Source organism: Acaryochloris sp. 'Moss Beach' (assembly GCF_021497025.1).
Lineage (GTDB): Bacteria > Cyanobacteriota > Cyanobacteriia > Thermosynechococcales > Thermosynechococcaceae > Acaryochloris > Acaryochloris marina_A.
This window is the reverse complement of sequence record NZ_CP071717.1, coordinates 3,070,314-3,087,585: the sequence shown is the minus strand read 5'-3', so window position 1 is coordinate 3,087,585 and position 17,272 is coordinate 3,070,314. Positions and strand designations below refer to the sequence as shown.

Below are 17,272 nucleotides of genomic sequence, written 5' to 3'. Positions count from 1 at the left end.
TTCAATAGTTGAATCGTGTTGGAAACAGAATAGCAAAATGGGACAGTGCCGCCTTCCAATTCAAAATTGGTCTGGTCCATCTCTTCGAGATATTCCTCATCGCCAGAAACATCAATTTGTAGACAGACTCTTCATTCGGGAAGACAGCTTTGGTCTTAATCACCTTTCGCAGTGAGCGATTGAGCGACTCAATGGCATTAGTGGTGTAGATAACCTTTCGGATGGCCATTGGGTACTTAAACAACGGAGCAATATTATCCCAATGCCGTATCCAGATTTGGCTGATGCCAGGATACGTCTGGTCCCATTTGTTGGCAAACGCATCCAAGGCAGCCTCAGATTCCTCCAAAGTGGCCGCTTGATAAATGGGCTTGAGGTCTGCAGCTACGGCTCGACTTTCCTTCCAAGGCACATGGCGCAAACTATTGCGAATGAGATGAACGATACAAACTTGAACTTGAGTATCGGGATAGACCGATTCAATCGCCTGGGGAAAGCCTTTGAGACCATCACAGCAAGCAATCAAGATATCCTGAGCGCCTCGGTTTTTAAGGTCTGTGAGCACTGAAAGCCAGAATTTTGCTCCCTCCCGCTCGGCAGCCCCTATCCATAATCCCAACAGCTCTTTGTTTCCCTCCACAGTTACCGCTAGCGCGACATAGACGGCTCGCTTGCTGACTTGGCCATTGACTTTGATGTTCACATACAGGGCATCGAGATAGACAATCGGATACACCTCATCCAATGGTCTTGAGCGCCAGTCTTTAACCTCCTCCATGACACTATTGGTGACGTCACTAATCAGACCCTCAGAGATATTGGCCCCATACAGCTCCACCAATTGAGCTCGAATATCACGAGTGGTCATGCCACGAGCATATAAGGCGATGATTTTCTCGTCGAGTCCCGCGATACGTCGCTGGCCTTTGGGCACGAGGACAGGCTCAAACTCACTGCAACGGTCGCGAGGAATCGATAGGTCCATCTCTCCTTGTTCAGTCTGGACGGTCTTTTTCGAGTAACCATTGCGACTGTTTCTAGGGCCATGAGAACGCTCATCGACGGAGGATTGATGCAGGTGATGAGTCAATTCACCTGCCAAGGCTCGTTCCACTAGGCGTTTGCTGAGTTGTTTGAGCAGTCCTGATTCGCCCAGAATATCCTCTGGCTGTGGATTCTCTCCAATGAGTTCATCCAATAGCTCATCAACTCGATTGGGTACTTGTTTCTTTCTAGACATGATGCGGTCTCCTGGTGTGTTTGGATTCTAGACCGCTTACACAAAACTCTGATCAGTCTTCAACTTGGTCTCGCACCCATTTCCCAGAAGTAGTGAATTCTCGTGATCACTATGATCAAATAACTAGTCAAGAACCATAAACTCAATCACCGGAGGTACGATGCGTTCGAGCAACGATAACGGCCATCGTCACGATTCCTGATATCACCCCCAAGCTCCACGTCTGTTGGACTTGCTCTACACTCCAGGCTTGAATATCAAGACCGGGGTAATGCAAAAGCTGTTCAGCACCGCCAGCAGCAAATATCCAATAACTGCCCATCGCAAATACACCAATCAGCGAGGCAAAAAAAGCAATGAGATCAGGGTGCAACGTCGGGGGTTCCAGATAATCATTTAAAGACAATTGATTCCGCATACAACTGATACCCACAACCATCCACGGAACCGTTGCCCAAAACAGTATATAGAGCGTCAGTTTTGCATAACTCAACTTCAGGTCAAGGGTCGCCATATCACTCCATCCTTGGAAATACAGCGTTAATCCGTTGACAACTGTGACAGCGATTAATAACGCCCAAAAGTAGCGCCCAAGCCCATGAGGTTCGCTGTTCTGATGCTCTGTGGAGATTGGTATTGCTTGAATCTGCGGAGAAATGTGACCCTCAGTATTGCTCGTAGAGTCTCTTCTTCCGATGTTGTCCATCGCCATCTTGCTAGAGATAGCGGTCAACACCGTAGACCACAATAGGCCAGACGCCACAAAATATATAGCGTAATTGCCAATAATGGAGGCTACTTCCTAAGCGTTATCAGAGCTATCGTCTCCCAGCTCGGCAATACCCAGGACTGCCACAATACCGATCACAATAGGGACAACAACTGTCACCGTATATATCGGCGCTGATAAAAATGATGTTCTAGCTGTTAGCCGACCATCGATATATTCAACTTTAATAGAGTCTCCTAAAGAGGTGAAGAATCGTTCTCGAATAACCTCTCTTTCCTTAAATTCAACAATGACAAAGCTGTAATCCATGCCGAAGGCATTGAAAGAATTGTCAGGCGTTTGGATTCCATATCCTACTGATTTGTAGTCATTACATTGCACCACTTGATAGCATTCTGGATGATGATGGGCTTGTTGCTTCGCTAATACTTTTCTGATTAGGCCACTCAGCAGTCCAATACCCAGCTCTACAGCCATCACGATCAAAAAATTGACCAGGTTGACATGAAGATCGAGAGGCATAGTGTTTGTTTGAGAGTGTCTAAATGAGTGAGCCGTTTACTTCAGGCTAATGTTCAAGCCCTGTTCCTTCATCATTAATAGCGCTTCTGCATTACCCCGTGCATCATCCACAGGGTGGTGAGTATGGGCAGTTTTCCGTAAATGCTTGAAATTCGTAAACGTGTCCTTTACCAGTCCCTTGTACAAAGAGCCAAGATTGGCAGACGTATGGCCAAACGGATTACTGCCCATGAAATGGTGGAAGTACCAATTGATAAATTGCCAGTCGAACCCATTGTTGTCAGAGATAAAGAACGGACGACCGAGACTGATCAGAGTTTTGTGTAAGCGGTCTAGAATCCAAACACACCAGGAGACCGCATCATGTCTAGAAAGAAACAAGTACCCAATCGAGTTGATGAGCTATTGGATGAACTCATTGGAGAGAATCCACAGCCAGAGGATATTCTGGGCGAATCAGGACTGCTCAAACAACTCAGCAAACGCCTAGTGGAACGAGCCTTGGCAGGTGAATTGACTCATCACCTGCATCAATCCTCCGTCGATGAGCGTTCTCATGGCCCTAGAAACAGTCGCAATGGTTACTCGAAAAAGACCGTCCAGACTGAACAAGGAGAGATGGACCTATCGATTCCTCGCGACCGTTGCAGTGAGTTTGAGCCTGTCCTCGTGCCCAAAGGCCAGCGACGTATCGCGGGACTCGACGAGAAAATCATCGCCTTATATGCTCGTGGCATGACCACTCGTGATATTCGAGTCTCAATTGGTGGAGCTGTATGGGGCCAATATCTCTGAGGGTCTGATTAGTGACGTCACCAATAGTGTCATGGAGGAGGTTAAAGACTGGCGCTCAAGACCATTGGATGAGGTGTATCCGATTGTCTATCTCGATGCCCTGTATGTGAACATCAAAGTCAATGGCCAAGTCAGCAAGCGAGCCGTCTATGTCGCGCTAGCGGTAACTGTGGAGGGAAACAAAGAGCTGTTGGGATTATGGATAGGGGCTGCCGAGCGGGAGGGAGCAAAATTCTGGCTTTCAGTGCTCACAGACCTTAAAAACCGAGGCGCTCAGGATATCTTGATTGCTTGCTGTGATGGTCTCAAAGGCTTTCCCCCAGGCGATTGAATCGGTCTATCCCGATACTCAAGTTCAAGTTTGTATCGTTCATCTCATTCGCAATAGTTTGCGCCATGTGCCTTGGAAGGAAAGTCGAGCCGTAGCTGCAGACCTCAAGCCCATTTATCAAGCGGCCACTTTGGAGGAATCTGAGGCTGCCTTGGATGCGTTTGCCAACAAATGGGACCAGACGTATCCTGGCATCAGCCAAATCTGGATACGGCATTGGGATAATATTGCTCCGTTGTTTAAGTACCCAATGGCCATCCGAAAGGTTATCTACACCACTAATGCCATTGAGTCGCTCAATCGCTCACTGCGAAAGGTGATTAAGACCAAAGCTGTCTTCCCGAATGAAGAGTCTGTCTACAAATTGATGTTTCTGGCGATGAGGAATATCTCGAAGAGATGGACCAGACCGATTTTGAATTGGAAGGCGGCGCTGTCCCATTTTGCTATTCTGTTCCCAACACGATTCAACTATTGAATACGTTACGGCTTACACAAAAATCTAAACACTCTCGACGACCTTTACTATTGGCTGCAATCCAGTCTGCAAACCCCTGCATCACAGTCGTCGGCTCCTCAAATCCAAGGGTATCTTCTCGACTGAAACCACTGACTGCTAACGCTTCTGGAACCCACTGCTCAGAAATTGGCTTTAACTGCCCATAAAACGTCTTTGACAACGTCGGCTCTACAATAATGGCCCCAAAACAAACCATCGAATAGTCACCAGGAATAGAGCCATCAGACTCCACATCGACCATCACAAAACTCATAACCTTTCCAGGATGCACTGCATCCACGCAAACCTGTCCACGATAGCCTAACTCACCTGTTGCATATCAGTCATAGGCAGGATTCAGGAAAATTTAATCTATGATTAATGAATCACAATTGATATCAAGATATATTCAACACAGATAAAAACTAATATAAATAGCAACATCCTAGGTTCTATTAAAACAAGGTGAGCATGAACACATCTCAATCTTGTGCCAACAAGCTCAAAACCTTAGCAGACGCCACTCGGCTCTCGATTCTCAAACTATTGATGAATGGCCCTCAACACGTCAATGAAATCAATGCCGTGTTGAACGTCGAGCAAAGTCTACTGTCCCACCATTTAAAGGTGTTGCGGCAGGCCGGATTTGTACAAGCCACCCGTGATGGCAAAGCCGTGCTCTATGCCCTGGTTCCCGACGTCCAAAGTCAGGCATCACAAGACGGATTAGATTTGGGTTGTTGCGAATTCTCATTTACCTCCTTTTCTATTTAGGGAATGAAAAGTGATCGATACCGAGATTTCTGCCGTCTCTTTTGGCAACATCAGCTTTTGCACTCGCCCCCTAAATCCCCCATTCTGGGGGACTTCGAGCCTATGTCTAGGCTGATAAATCTAGACAGTAAGACCTCTAGAGCTGCTGAGGTTCAACGCTGTCACAGATCCTGTTTGGATCGAGCAGACAAGTCCCCCACTAGTGGGGGATTTAGGGGGCCATCAGTAGCGTTAAGGCTGTAGAGGATAGGAAGTAGAGACGTGTTCAACTATATTTACCGGTGTTATTAAGCTCGTTATCCTAGGTCGTTACCCCACGACCAATTCAAACTTTTAAGCGGCCCTTGAACCCAGGGGTCACCGAATTTTTATGGAGTCATTAGCAGGAACAATTATGTCTGGTCGAGTCATTGCAGGCGTTTTTTTGGGTTTATCTCTGGGATTGCAAGCCTGTAGTACATTACAAGCGTCCAGCTCCGGTAACGCCCCGCAAAAACTAGTGATTACGGGATCCAGTACCGTTGCCCCCGTCGCTTCCGAAATTGCCAAACGCTATGAAGCCCAAAATCCCCAGGTGCGGATTGATGTGCAAACAGGTGGGTCTTCGCGGGGGATTGCTGATGTGCGCCAACAGGTGGCTGATATTGGCATGGTGTCCCGAGCTGCCAAGTCAGAAGACCAGGGCCTAAACTTCCACACCATCGCTAAAGATGGCGTCGTGGTGATTGTCCATCGGGATAACCCGATTCAGCGGCTCACCCGCCAGCAAATTACCGATATCTACACAGACCAGCTCAACAACTGGCAGGACGCTGGGGGGAAATCCCAGGCGATTACCGTCGTCAATAAAGCTGAAGGTCGCTCCACCCTAGAAGTCTTTACCCAGCATTTCCAGCTCAAATCCTCACAAATCAAAGCCGATGTAGTGATTGGCGATAACGAGCAGGGCATTAAAACCGTAGCAGGCAATCCCCTCGCCATTGGCTACGTCTCTGTTGGCGCAGCGAAAGTCAATGTCGAACAGGGCACCCCCATTAAAGTTCTGCCCTTAGAAGGGATTCAGGCGACGGCCCAAACCGTTCGGGATGGGTCTTTTCCCTTATCACGTCCCCTTAACTTGGTAACCCAAGGGTCTCTCAATCCTCAACAGCAAAAATTTATCGACTTTGCCCAATCGTCCCAGGTCAAGGATATTGTCCAAGAGCAGTCCCTTGTTCCGGTTCAAGAGTGAAGGACCAGGGGCCGTCCTCTTGCAACTCCTGGCCTTGGGGTCAGGGGCTATCTTACTGTTGATTTTGGGCTTTCTTGTTTGGGAAACCCTGCCAATTCTACGCACCATTTCCCTCGATCAATTTTGGCGTGATCCAGGCTGGCATCCTAGCGAACAGTCCTACAATCTCACCCCCATGATTATGGGAACCCTGGGAGTCACTGTCGGAGCGGTATCTATAGCCACGCCTCTAGGCATCTTATCGGCTGTGTTTTGCCAATACTATGCTCCGAAGGGATTAGCACAACTCTATCGACGCTTGATCGAGCTGCTGGCTGGCATTCCTTCTGTAGTCTATGGCTTGTGGGGATTGGTCGTCCTTGTGCCTTTGATTGCCAAAGTTCAGCCTCCTGGCCCTAGCCTCCTCGCCGGAATTCTGATTTTGGCCCTGATGATTTTGCCCACCATTGCCCTGGTCACTGATGCCAGCTTGGCGAGTATCCCTCCGACCTACTGGCAAGGATCAGCTGCCTTGGGACTGGGCACTTGGGCAACGGTGCAAGGGGTCTGTTTACCAGCGATTCGTTCCGGTATTTTGACGGCTATCATGCTCGCCACTGCTCGTGCCCTAGGGGAAACTATGGCTGTACTGATGGTCTGTGGCAATGTCGTGCAAGTGCCCAATTCCATCTTCGCCCCTGTCCGCACCCTGCCTGCCAATATTGCCCTAGAAATGGCCTATGCTCTGGACCTTCATCGGTCAGCCCTATTTGCCAGTGGCCTAGTCCTGATGCTGGTGGTGACCGGACTCGTGATGTTCACCGATTGGTGGACGGATGCCCCGGAGGTTTAAAATGGTCCGTCCTTGGTCTAATCGTCATCTCCGCCCTGTTGGCAAGGAGCAAGTCGCAACCCTGATGGTATGGCTCGTAGCCTTGGGCATTACCGCTCTGTTTATCTGGCTGCTCAGTGATGTGATTTGGCAAGGGGGACAAGCCATCAATGGTGCTTTTTTAACCCAAGCACCCGCTAAGGCCGGACGAGAGGGCGGCATTGCTCCCATTTTGGTGTCCACTGGTTTGGTGTTAGGGGTTTGCATGGGAGTCTCCCTACCCTTGGGACTAGGCACGGCTCTGTTCCTGACCGAATTCAGTCCCCAGCACTCCCACCGTGCTATTCGGCTCAGCTTAGATATTTTGGCTGGCGTGCCGTCTATTGTATTTGGACTGTTTGGGAATGCCTTTTTCTCCAAGGTCTTAGGTCTGGGCTTCTCCATCCTATCCGGGGGACTAACCCTCGCCTGTATGGTGTTACCGATCCTAATTCGCTCCATTCAGGTGGGGCTTGTCAATGTGCCTCGTGAGTATCGCCAAGCAGCAGCAGCGTTGGGGGTTATCTCGCTTAGGCACCCTAAAAACGCTGATTTTACCAGCGGCTTTGCCAGGAATTGCCGTGGGGGATTTTGCTGGGGATGGGGCGGGCAATCGCAGAAACTGCAGCCTTAATTTTCACCAGTGGTTATGTAGACCGGATGCCCACGTCACTATTGGATTCCGGGCGGGTCCTATCGATTCATATTTTCGACTTAGCGATGAATATTCCTGGGGGTGAACCAAACGCCTATGCCACCGCTCTAGTCCTCGTCATTCTTTTAATCTTGATCAATACCTTAATCTCTGGGTTAGCTGAACGCTTTCGCCAATCCAAGCTGCAAATTTTATGACCTCTCCCACCTTGAGTTCCCAATCGTTAAATACGGATCATCACCATCCACCCAGCATTCGGGTGGAGCAACTCAGCTTGCGCTACGGTCGCAAGGTGGCCTTTGCCAATGTAGATGCTCAGTTCCGGGCGGGACAAATCACAGCCTTAATTGGTCCCTCGGGCTGTGGCAAAACCAGCTTCTTGAGCTGTTTAAATCGCCTCCATGAACTGACGCCAAAAGCTCAACTTTCAGGCCAGGTCTATTTAAATAATTGCGATACGGCGACGATCCCCTTAACGCCCCTACGTCGCCAAGTTGGGATGCTGTTCCAAAAGCCCAATCCCTTTCCCCTATCGATTTATCGCAATTTGGCATTTCCCTTGAAAGAGCATGGGATTTGCGATCGCAACCATATCCACCACATCATCGAAACCACCCTCACGGATGTGGGCCTGTGGACAGAAGTCAAAGATCGCCTCAAAGCTCCTGCTCTATCTCTGTCTGGAGGACAGCAGCAACGCCTCTGTCTAGCGCGGGCCTTGGCACTCAAACCTCAAGTCTTACTGATGGACGAGCCCTGTAGCGCCCTCGACCCCCTCTCCAGCGAAGTGATTGAAGATTTAATTCTGCGGTTAAAAGGCACCTATACTATTCTGATCGTCACTCACAATCTGGGCCAAGCTTCCCGCATTGCCGACGATGTGGCCTTTTTCTGGGTGCAACATGATGTGGGTCAATTGGTTGAATTTGGCCCAGCCAAAGATATTTTTGCCAACCCTCAAGATCCCCTAACCGCAGCCTATGTTAGTGGTCGCCGGGGCTAAAGATTCTGGCTATTGTCCTGAAGTTCTGATGGTTGGGGGATGAGATCGCAAATCAATCCTCCAAGATCTCTCTCCCGAGAGAGTGGGCATCCTAGCAATGATCTAGATCGCTATAACGGGCTGGGCTGAGACACCCCAATTTCTGCAGCGAGTTTCTAGACTGCCAGTATCTGAAATCCTCACAACCACCATGACTTCCCTCAAACTCATCCTGTTTGCCAGTTTGCTCACCACGTTCGCCAGCCCAGCCTGGGCAGGAACAACCGCCTCTAGCAACCCCAACCCGCAGCGAGAGTCTGCTAAAGCCCTAGGGGGTGAAGTGAAGCCCTCCATTACCCTATTCTCTGAAAACAGCGAGACCTCCTCCAAGACCCCCGACCTAAATCTGCAAATGTCGGGCAAGCGCCCCTTAGAAGCCACAGCCAATCCTGATATTTGGGAATCTGAATTATTAGATGATCAACGGCGTACAGATCCAGGCTTTTTCTGGATTACCGCCGATTAAGGGCTAGCTGTAGCATAAAACCGTCGGTCGGTCGTAAGGGGACAGATCCCGCAGGCTGATGGGATAGACCTCTTCTTCATCACATAGGGTCAACATTTCAGGTTGGCAGCGGCTGACTTTGACCACAATTTCCAAGGCCTGCTCTTGAACTAAATCTTCCACATAACCTGACTGATGGGCTTCCGCCTCTTCAATACTGTCAAACGGACCAAAATAATATTGACAATCAGGAATCGTGGTTTGAATATGCACCCACCACGGTTGATGTTTGGTTGTTAAAGAGAACATAAAAACCTCATTTTTCACAAGTGATTGTAATGTTGTAGGTCTCATCTGGACTAAACGATGTCTCGATCCAATGGAAGACATCATTGAGCTGCTCTAAGGTAATCAAACCGTACTGCCAAAGGATTATGGGCAATGGCCCCTGCTGTTGCTGGCAAGACTTGAGGGCAATATTGATCGACTCCGTCGAAATCCCTACCTCTTGGGTCAAAAAGTTAATCAGTTGTTGATATCGGTTAGTAGGCATCTCCAGCACCCCAGCAGGCTTAATGCTTGGTTAGGTTAAAAAAATCGTATCTATAAACAAAAATAGTCAGGATAGTATTCAGCATTTTATTCTATCTAGAGAAAAAAAAGTATTGTATAACCGCGACTCAAACCTTCTGAGTCTCCCTAAAATCAGCCTTCATGGGACGATAGCAGCAAACTGAATCTATCCCTTGTTTAAGCAGGGTCTCGATTTGGAGACGGTAAGCAGTGGTTTGTCCGCGAGCATTCATCGTCTTGGGTGCCGCTGTAAGCACATAGGTATTGGGAATTCGACTCAGAACATAGGTCATCAGTTCCTGTTTAGCAATGGGATTCCCGAGCACATCCTGGTAAATAGGATTGGGACAATACTCTGCGAGTAACTCCGCCTCTTCATGCACAATGGCAAGGGTGAGATTAATCAGTGTTGTAGTCATTAGTGTTTTGGGGGGTCGAACGCAGTTATTCAGATTAGGACCTACTGCCATGCCAAAGCTGGCTAGTATCCTTTATGTGGAGAATACTCTCTAAACTTGGGGAAACTGTGAGGATAGCTGGGCAAGCCTGGCAATCAGGGATCAGATCGCCTGAACCATAGTCAACTGACGGTTTCCACAGCAGGCTGAGTATTTTGCTCTGCTTCACGTTTGGGGTGCAGATATAAATTCTCGATCAAGACTCCCCCTGCAGCTACCCAAGGTGGAGCAATTAACGCCCCAATAATCCCTAAGACTTGGGTGCCACCCAAGACTGCTAGCAGTTGGTAAAGTGGCGGCACATTCACCGACGGACTCACCACTAACGGATCGAGAACATAGGTTTCCAGATTTTGGATCAACACAAACAGTAAAAACACCCACGCCACTGTCCACCCCCCCTGGGCAACAGCCACCAGTAAGGCAGGAATAGCACCCAGCACCGGTCCAAAAAAGGGAATCAGGTTCGTTAGTCCTGCAATCGCACCTAGTCCCAAAGCCACTTCGGCAATCCCAATCAGCTTCAAGCCAATGCTGACCGTTGTCCCCAAGATCAGCGAGACCAACAATCTTCCTTGGATATAAGCCCCCATGCGTTGACTCACCGGATGCACTTGGTCAGCCAGTCGCTGCTCCCAGGGTTGAGGAAAAAGCGATACGAGGCCATTCAGTAATCGTTGGGAATCTGACAACATATAGGCTGACAAAATCAAGGCCAAGAGTAAATTAAAGACGCCTCCCAATAAACCTTTGGTGATATCTACAGACTGAAGAATCAGCTTTTGACTGGATCGAAAGGTCCAGGCGGTTAGGGCTTGTAGATCGAACAATTGATTGATCATGCCCAAATCTTCTGGCTTACTAATGCCCATCTGCATGATCGATTCCTCAATCAGCGTAGTGAGGGTATCTAGGTATCCGGGTAGGGCAATGAAAATTCGCTGAATTTGCTCTGTAATCGTGGGACCAATCACCAAGGTTGCCGTAATGGCCGCACCAATCAGGCTGACATACACCCCCAAAACTGCCAGCCACCGAGGGGCTCGCAACGATTCTACCTGTTGAATAATGGGAGCGAGGGTGGATGCCAAGACGATAGAAATCATCAACACCACCACTAGATTTTGGAGTTGCCACAGTAACAGCAGCCCTAAACTGATGACTCCCAAACGCAGCAAACTGGCAATCGAAAAAGTGAGAGAAGATTCAGATGGCTTCATGCGGAAAGAGAGTAAGGATCAGGCCTTTAAGAGGCTATAACTGCCAGCCTAATACATCTGCAATCTGAGCGGGAAGCTGTAAAGGATCGAAGGGTTTGGCAATGGTGGAATGCACCCCCATCTCCTGATAACGTTTTTGATCCGCTGTTTGAATTTTAGCGGTCAGTAACAGCACCGGAATGGCTTGAGTCAGGGGATTGGCCTGGAGTTTCTGAAAGGTGGTGGCCCCATCCATATCCGGCATCATCATATCCAGAAGAATGGCATCGGGACGGACTTTCTCCGCCTTCAGCAGACCTTCAGCACCTGAACTGGCGGTGACAACGCGCCAGTTTTTGATGGTCTCTAACGCAATCTGGACCACTTCTTGAATGTATAGCTCGTTATCCACTACGAGGATGCACTTTGCTGTCATGTAACCGGTCTACCTTTGTTTGCAATATCGTCTCGTTGAATGGGTAATGTGAAGGAAAAGGTACTGCCTTTACCCAGTTGACTTTCTACCCAAATGTGGCCGCCATGTTGGTGCACAATACTTTGGCAAATGGCTAGGCCTAACCCCGTACCTTCATGATCACGAGCATCTGAAGAATCAGCTTGTTGAAACCGTTCAAAGATGGTGTCAATTTTATCTGGAGGAATCCCTCTGCCTTGATCCCGGACCCATATACAAACCTGAGGCGCATCTGCCGGGGAAAGAGATAGCTCAGTGGTGGTTGAGGTCAAAGAACAGCTAGGGGGCTGTTGGGGCATGAGGTGTGCACTCATGGCAACGGTGCCCCCTGGACGGGAAAATTTGATGGCGTTGCTCAGGAGATTAGTGAGGGTTTGGACAATCCGATCGCCAGCCACATCTGTCAATACGGCTAAAGGCGTCACCGCCAATTCGACTTTCATCTGAGCAGCCATGCCCTGCATGGTATTGGTAGCTTGGGTCATTAAATCGGCAATATTATACGGGTATGTTGTCATACCGACCTCACCCGACTCAATCCGTTCTACATCTAGAATGTCATTGATCAGGCGTACCAGGCGATCCGTACTATCCACGGCAATTTGGAGGAGTCGTTGACTCTTGTCCGGGTGAGCGGTTAATAGTCCACTGGTGAGCATCCGCAGGGACCCGTGAATCGAGGTGAGGGGAGTGCGCAGTTCATGGCTAACCACGGAAATAAATTCATCCTTCATGCGTTCAACCACCTGACGATCACTCACATCTTTGAAGGTGATCACTGCCCCCATAATGATGTCGTTTTCACGAATGGGGGTACTCACATATTCCACTGGAAACATCGTGCCGTCCCATCGTTGAAATTCATCGGTAATAAACCGATGGATTGTGCCAGAAATCAACGAATCCTCAAAGGGATACAGGGCATCTAGATCCCCATCAAGGTGCTGAGGATTCGTCCCCAAGATGGTCTCTACGGGTTGACCAATCAGCTCAGGAATCGCATAGCCTAGCATGTCAGCCGCAGCGGGATTAACAAAGGTGATGTGATATTGCAGATCCACCCCACAAAGTCCTTCACCCATGGAATTGAGGATTAATTCGTTTTGGCGGGTGAGCTTAGTTAGGGAGGCTTGGGCTTCTAAGCGATCTGTAATATCTCGCAGAATGGCGGTAAAGACCTGTTCATCCCCCAGCTGTAGTTTAGAGATAGAGGCCTCTGCCGTAAAGTAGGTGCCATCTCGGCGCTGCGCTGTAATCGGACGTCGTCGTGCCCCCATCTGGTAGGTTGTCGTTGAAATGCCGTCTGTCGGAGTCTGAGCATAATTCACCAAATCATCAGGCAATAGGAGATTCAAAGGTTGGCCGAGGATATCTTGACGGCGATACCCAAACATTTTCTCTGCCCCTTGATTAAACAGCGTGATGATATGCGATGCATCCACGGAAATGATGGCGTCATCGGCAATTTCCAAAATGCCGGAGATCCGTTTTTGAGAATGTTGTAAGGCAGCTTCTGCCTGCTGGCGTGTCAGCAGTTCAGACCGTAATTGTTGGTTGGCCTGGCGTAGGGCTGCTGTTCGTTCGGCAACCCGCTGTTCTAGATTATGTTTGGCTTCTTGCAGAACGACTTCTACTTGCTCGCGTTCGGTCAATTCCGCCTGCAGCTGGCAGTACAGTTCCGATTGCTGAATTGCGATCGCAAGTTGAATCGCCAGCCGACTCAGCAACTTGATCTCTAGAGATTTCCAATGGCGCGGTTCACGACAATGATGGGCCATCAGCAGTCCCCAGACTCGATTCTCCAAAATAATGGGGACCACTAAATTGGCTTGAATCTGAAATTCCTTCAGTAGCTCTTGATGGCAGGGTGAAAGGTTAGCGGTATAGATATTATCAACAGCGCTGGCACGGATTTGCTCAGGTGCCCCACTATAGATATCGGGAAAACACGGATCGTGAATTTTAACCCCCAGAATGGAAGGCCATTGGTCCGTATCCACGGATTCCACCAAGACAATACCGTCCCAATTTCGTTCAAGGCGGAAGATCAAAACGCGATCCGTCTCTAACACTTGCCGGACTTCATCAACGGTGGTGTTGAGGATAGTGTGGAGATCTAGAGATTGGCGAATCCGAGCTGCGATCCCACTCAAAAGCTGCTCATGCTCAATTTGCTGCTGCAAGGCCAACGCCGACTGCTGCTGCTCGGTAATATCAATCCCTGTCCCAATCACAAATTGGACCGCCTGTCCCTGCTGAATCACTGAATTGGACCAGGCAATCAAATGGCGCTCGCCTGTTTTCGTCTGCCAGTGATTTTGATATTGTTTGGGGCCTTGATGGGAGAGCAATTGTTCAAAAACGGCTTGTACCCCTACTCGTTCCTCTGGCAACAGCAAATCCTGCCAAAGAAATCGCTCTTTCACCTCAGCAAAGGTATACCCAGAAACCTGCTCACAAGCCTGATTGAAGCCGACAATCCGACCTTTCGCATCCAAAATCACCACCAGCGCTGGCAAAGTATTCAACAGCGAAGTCATCCAGCTCTGTTGTTCAGGAAGAAGGTGGACTTGCTCAATCATCATCAGTCTGCCTCACGTTGCCGGCGCTGATCTGCTGCTTTGTATAGCGCAGATAAGGTTTTCCCAGCCTCGGGATATTGTACAACCCCTAAGTCAAGCTGAATCGGAACAGCATCATCCGTCTGTTGGTGAGTCTGGAGATAGTCCTGACATAGATGCTGAATATGATGCTCTGCATCATCGCTCCGGATCCCCTGGAGCCCCATCAAGAATTCATTGCTACTCCAGCGAGCAACCACATCTTCTTGCCCACAGCCTTGACATAGGGCATAGCCCACCTGACGCAAAACAGAGTCTCCGGTTTCCAAGTCAAACTCAGCATTAATGTTCCGCAGATTCGTCACCTTCACTAAACCCAAACTCAAGGGTTGCTGTGACTCTTGGGCCCGTTTCATCATCTGCTCTAGGCGAGGAATAGCGGGTTGCCGCTTATAGGCTTTTGTGAGGGTATCCACCTGCCATAACTGTTGCGATAGCTGCATCCGCTCGAGGCGATTGACCAGGCGAACGACGAGTTCGGGGCCGACGACGGGTTTACTGACAAAATCATCCGCACCCAGGACGAAAATCTGATTCACTATTTCAGCTTCCGTATGGGCCGTTAAAAAGATAATCGGCAGATTCTGCCAGTACGGATCATTGCGAACGATTTGGCAGAGTTCCATGCCGCTGACATGGGGCATTTCGACATCGAGGATTAGTAAATCAGGGGCAGCCGCGACCAAGGTTTGCCAAAACAGCCTGGAATCGGCGAGAGTACTCACTTTAAACCCCCAAGGCTCCAGTAACGGTGGCAGAAATTGCAGTAAATGCGGATCATCATCCACAATCATTACTTTGGCGGTAATGGCTTGGGACTGGTGCAGGACCCGATCAACTTCATGCAACACCTGCTTGGGAACAATGGGCTTTTCTAAATAAGCTTTGCCACCGAGGCGAGCCACTTCTAAACGGGAGTGCAATCCATTCGGGGATCCATAAAAGAGCACCGGAATCGGAGGCGTAAAATGTGTAACCTTTTCTAGGAAAGCAATCGTTTGATTTTTATGGTCAGCCACTGCTGGATCGAGCAAAACCACCTGGGGCAGATCCTGGGTCAGTGCTGTTTGGGCAGCGTCTAAATCCATCACGGCTCGCACCGTCCAGTCCCAATGGCTAGCTTGCTCCGTTAAATCCTTAATCCAGCCTCGATCCGCATCAATCACCAGTAAGGAGGGGGAGGGGAGGCAGCGACTCGCTCACATCGGCGGGGGGTGAAAGGTCCATAGGCCTCAATCGTCTGTCTGAGGGTCTCCACCTGAGCCTGGAATTGCTTGATATGCTCTATCCCTAGGGGTTGAGGCAGCCGCAGTAGCTGCTCAATCTGACGGGCAAGGTCAGTACCGGCATGAATACCAAACATCCCCAGGGCACCAGCCAAGGTATGGGCCTCTTGTTCGGCCCGCTGCTGCTGTTCAGAGTTCAGCTGGCCTTGGTGGGTTTGGAAGGCGGCACTGGCTTGTTCCAAAACCTGCACCTGACGACTAATACGGGCTTGATACCGCTGCCAAATATTAGCAATGGCTGCTTGATTCTCTTCCTGAAACGACGGTGCCTCCTTCTCTAATTCTGCTAAAGGTTTGAGGCGATAGCCAATGCCATAGACGGTTGTGATCATATCGGCGGGAGCATCGGCGTCACGCAGCTTGTGGCGGAGACCTTTAATATGAGTTCTAACGGCCTCTTCCCCTGGCATATCCTCATAGGTCCATAGATGTTCTAGCAACATACCGCAGCTATAGACCCGCCGAGGGTTACGCATGAGCAATTCTAAAAGAGCATATTCTTTGGGGGTAAGGGCTAGGAGTTGCTGACGGTAGCTCACCTGGGTGGAACTGGGATCGAGCTGGATCTGGCCCCATTCTAAGATAGGTGTTGTATAGAGATGACCCCGCCGCAGTAAGGCCCGAATGCGGGCTTCTAATTCTTCCAGGTCAAAGGGTTTGACCACATAATCATCAGCACCCGCATCGAGGCCGACTGCCTTGTCATGGCTATCACCCTTCCCCGTCAGCAGCAAAATCGGCATGGTATGGCCTTGATTGCGCAGCTGCCGACAGAGGGTGACACCGTCTATCTTCGGCAACATGACATCGAGCAAGAGTAAATCATACTCAAAAGCAGCCACCAGATCAGCAGCCGTTTCACCATCAGTCGCAGTTTCCACCGCATAGCTGCACTGGTTGAGGAGTGTAGTTAAGGTTTCAGACGTGGCCTGATCATCCTCAACAACAAGTATTTTCATCATCGGCCTCCTGACGTTGGGTCCGATTGAATCTCTGAAGGAATCGCCACTCCAATTATGGGCAAATTTTTGCGATCGCACCAGGGAGACGTCTATCGAACGGTCAGGAAAACCGGTCTTAACAGTCAATGGACTGACCTCAAGACCGGTTGTTTATTCGACTCTGAGTCAAACCATTGAAAAGCCACAACGTTAAGCAGGAGACCCATAATCAGCAGATAGCCCATCCGGCAAAGCAGATAGCTGGGAACGCCTACCAGGACATCGAAGATCAGATGGCTGCCGTTAATGGCGGTGTATAACAAGGTCAAGCCAAAATGTAGCGTTTTGTATCTTTGTCCATTCACCAAGGCCGTAGTGACGATGGCAGCCATGGCAATACCAAACAGTCCTAACATCAACCCAAAGAGGGTGTTGAGGGGTAAATAATCATGGGTATGAGAGTGGGCAACACTCAAACCGTGAAACAAAGGCATTAAAGCCAATGGGGTATGGAAAAGCATCCCTAAAAGAAATGCGGTCCATAAAGCAATGATTTTCAGACGATAATCCCCACGATACTGTTGTGTTCTCATCCTCAGACTCCT

At 49.4% G+C, this 17,272-nt stretch carries 17 protein-coding genes and 4 pseudogenes; 7 read left to right on the top strand and 14 right to left on the bottom strand.

Annotated features, from left to right (window positions below; translation table 11 throughout):
* Position 1: 1 nt before the first annotated feature.
* The 4 genes and pseudogenes from HRE53_RS14585 to HRE53_RS14570 all read right to left on the bottom strand — a co-directional run.
* Positions 2-1,240 carry an IS256 family transposase gene (locus HRE53_RS14585; protein ID WP_235106803.1) on the bottom strand — a complete coding sequence of 413 codons (1,239 nt, stop codon included), beginning with the start codon at positions 1,238-1,240 and terminating at the stop codon, positions 2-4.
* 142 nt (positions 1,241-1,382) lie between these two features.
* Complete coding sequence (locus tag HRE53_RS14580) at positions 1,383-2,003, bottom strand: hypothetical protein (protein WP_235106967.1); 621 nt, start codon at positions 2,001-2,003, stop codon at positions 1,383-1,385.
* Positions 2,004-2,042: 39 nt separating this feature from the next.
* Positions 2,043-2,492, bottom strand: a complete 450-nt coding sequence (locus tag HRE53_RS14575) for a hypothetical protein (RefSeq protein ID WP_235106966.1) — start codon at positions 2,490-2,492, stop codon at positions 2,043-2,045.
* 36 nt (positions 2,493-2,528) lie between these two features.
* Positions 2,529-2,801, bottom strand: a pseudogene (locus tag HRE53_RS14570) (exonuclease); the annotation flags it as partial.
* A 54-nt stretch (positions 2,802-2,855) separates the two neighbouring features.
* Between HRE53_RS14570 and HRE53_RS14565 the strand changes: the two are divergent.
* Positions 2,856-4,096: pseudogene (locus HRE53_RS14565) on the top strand (IS256 family transposase).
* 37 nt (positions 4,097-4,133) lie between these two features.
* Here HRE53_RS14565 and HRE53_RS14560 read toward each other — a convergent pair.
* Positions 4,134-4,391: pseudogene (locus tag HRE53_RS14560) on the bottom strand (exonuclease); the annotation flags it as partial.
* A 197-nt stretch (positions 4,392-4,588) separates the two neighbouring features.
* On the opposite strand from HRE53_RS14560, the gene HRE53_RS14555 reads away from it, so the two are divergent.
* The 6 genes and pseudogenes from HRE53_RS14555 (at position 4,589) to HRE53_RS14525 (ending at position 9,135) form a co-directional block, all read left to right on the top strand.
* Entirely contained in the window at positions 4,589-4,891 is a 303-nt protein-coding gene (locus tag HRE53_RS14555; RefSeq protein ID WP_212664072.1) for a helix-turn-helix transcriptional regulator, read from the top strand.
* 394 nt (positions 4,892-5,285) lie between these two features.
* The gene (locus tag HRE53_RS14550; protein WP_235106963.1) at positions 5,286-6,122 is read left to right on the top strand and encodes a phosphate ABC transporter substrate-binding protein; all 837 of its coding nucleotides are present in this window, start codon (positions 5,286-5,288) and stop codon (positions 6,120-6,122) included.
* Positions 6,103-6,954, top strand: a complete 852-nt coding sequence (gene pstC, locus HRE53_RS14545; protein WP_235106962.1) for a phosphate ABC transporter permease subunit PstC — start codon at positions 6,103-6,105, stop codon at positions 6,952-6,954. Before HRE53_RS14550 ends, pstC begins: the two co-directional genes overlap by 20 nt.
* Before the next feature lies 1 nt (position 6,955).
* Positions 6,956-7,824, top strand: a pseudogene (pstA, locus tag HRE53_RS14540) (phosphate ABC transporter permease PstA).
* Positions 7,821-8,630, top strand: a complete 810-nt coding sequence (locus HRE53_RS14530; RefSeq protein WP_235106959.1) for a phosphate ABC transporter ATP-binding protein — start codon at positions 7,821-7,823, stop codon at positions 8,628-8,630. The pseudogene pstA and the gene HRE53_RS14530 overlap by 4 nt, the downstream one beginning before the upstream one ends.
* 190 nt (positions 8,631-8,820) lie before the next feature.
* The gene (locus HRE53_RS14525) at positions 8,821-9,135 is read left to right on the top strand and encodes a hypothetical protein (protein ID WP_212664067.1); all 315 of its coding nucleotides are present in this window, start codon (positions 8,821-8,823) and stop codon (positions 9,133-9,135) included.
* A gap of 3 nt (positions 9,136-9,138) precedes the next feature.
* On the opposite strand, the gene HRE53_RS14520 is transcribed toward HRE53_RS14525, so the two are convergent.
* The 9 genes from HRE53_RS14520 to HRE53_RS14480 all read right to left on the bottom strand — a co-directional run bounded on the left by HRE53_RS14520 (position 9,139) and on the right by HRE53_RS14480 (position 17,260).
* Positions 9,139-9,423, bottom strand: coding sequence for a DUF1816 domain-containing protein (locus HRE53_RS14520; protein WP_212664066.1), 285 nt, complete (start codon positions 9,421-9,423; stop codon positions 9,139-9,141).
* A gap of 7 nt (positions 9,424-9,430) precedes the next feature.
* A complete protein-coding gene (locus HRE53_RS14515; RefSeq protein WP_212664065.1) occupies positions 9,431-9,667 on the bottom strand; it encodes a DUF2949 domain-containing protein in 237 nt (78 codons plus the stop codon).
* A 127-nt stretch (positions 9,668-9,794) separates the two neighbouring features.
* The gene (locus tag HRE53_RS14510) at positions 9,795-10,106 is read right to left on the bottom strand and encodes a hypothetical protein (RefSeq protein ID WP_212664064.1); all 312 of its coding nucleotides are present in this window, start codon (positions 10,104-10,106) and stop codon (positions 9,795-9,797) included.
* A gap of 161 nt (positions 10,107-10,267) precedes the next feature.
* The gene (locus HRE53_RS14505) at positions 10,268-11,365 is read right to left on the bottom strand and encodes an AI-2E family transporter (RefSeq protein ID WP_235106958.1); all 1,098 of its coding nucleotides are present in this window, start codon (positions 11,363-11,365) and stop codon (positions 10,268-10,270) included.
* Between the two features lie 34 nt (positions 11,366-11,399).
* Positions 11,400-11,780 (bottom strand): response regulator, encoded by a 381-nt coding sequence (locus HRE53_RS14500; protein ID WP_212664062.1) that lies wholly within the window; start codon positions 11,778-11,780, stop codon positions 11,400-11,402.
* On the bottom strand, positions 11,777-14,404 hold the full coding sequence (locus HRE53_RS14495) for a PAS domain S-box protein (protein WP_235106957.1): 2,628 nt from the start codon (positions 14,402-14,404) through the stop codon (positions 11,777-11,779). The genes HRE53_RS14500 and HRE53_RS14495 overlap by 4 nt, the downstream gene beginning before the upstream one ends.
* Complete coding sequence (locus tag HRE53_RS14490; RefSeq protein WP_235106956.1) at positions 14,404-15,606, bottom strand: response regulator; 1,203 nt, start codon at positions 15,604-15,606, stop codon at positions 14,404-14,406. Before HRE53_RS14490 ends, HRE53_RS14495 begins: the two co-directional genes overlap by 1 nt.
* Positions 15,603-16,814, bottom strand: a complete 1,212-nt coding sequence (locus HRE53_RS14485; protein ID WP_235106955.1) for a response regulator — start codon at positions 16,812-16,814, stop codon at positions 15,603-15,605. The genes HRE53_RS14490 and HRE53_RS14485 overlap by 4 nt, the downstream gene beginning before the upstream one ends.
* Entirely contained in the window at positions 16,811-17,260 is a 450-nt protein-coding gene (locus HRE53_RS14480; RefSeq protein WP_212664059.1) for a hypothetical protein, read from the bottom strand. Before HRE53_RS14480 ends, HRE53_RS14485 begins: the two co-directional genes overlap by 4 nt.
* Positions 17,261-17,272 lie beyond the last annotated feature (12 nt).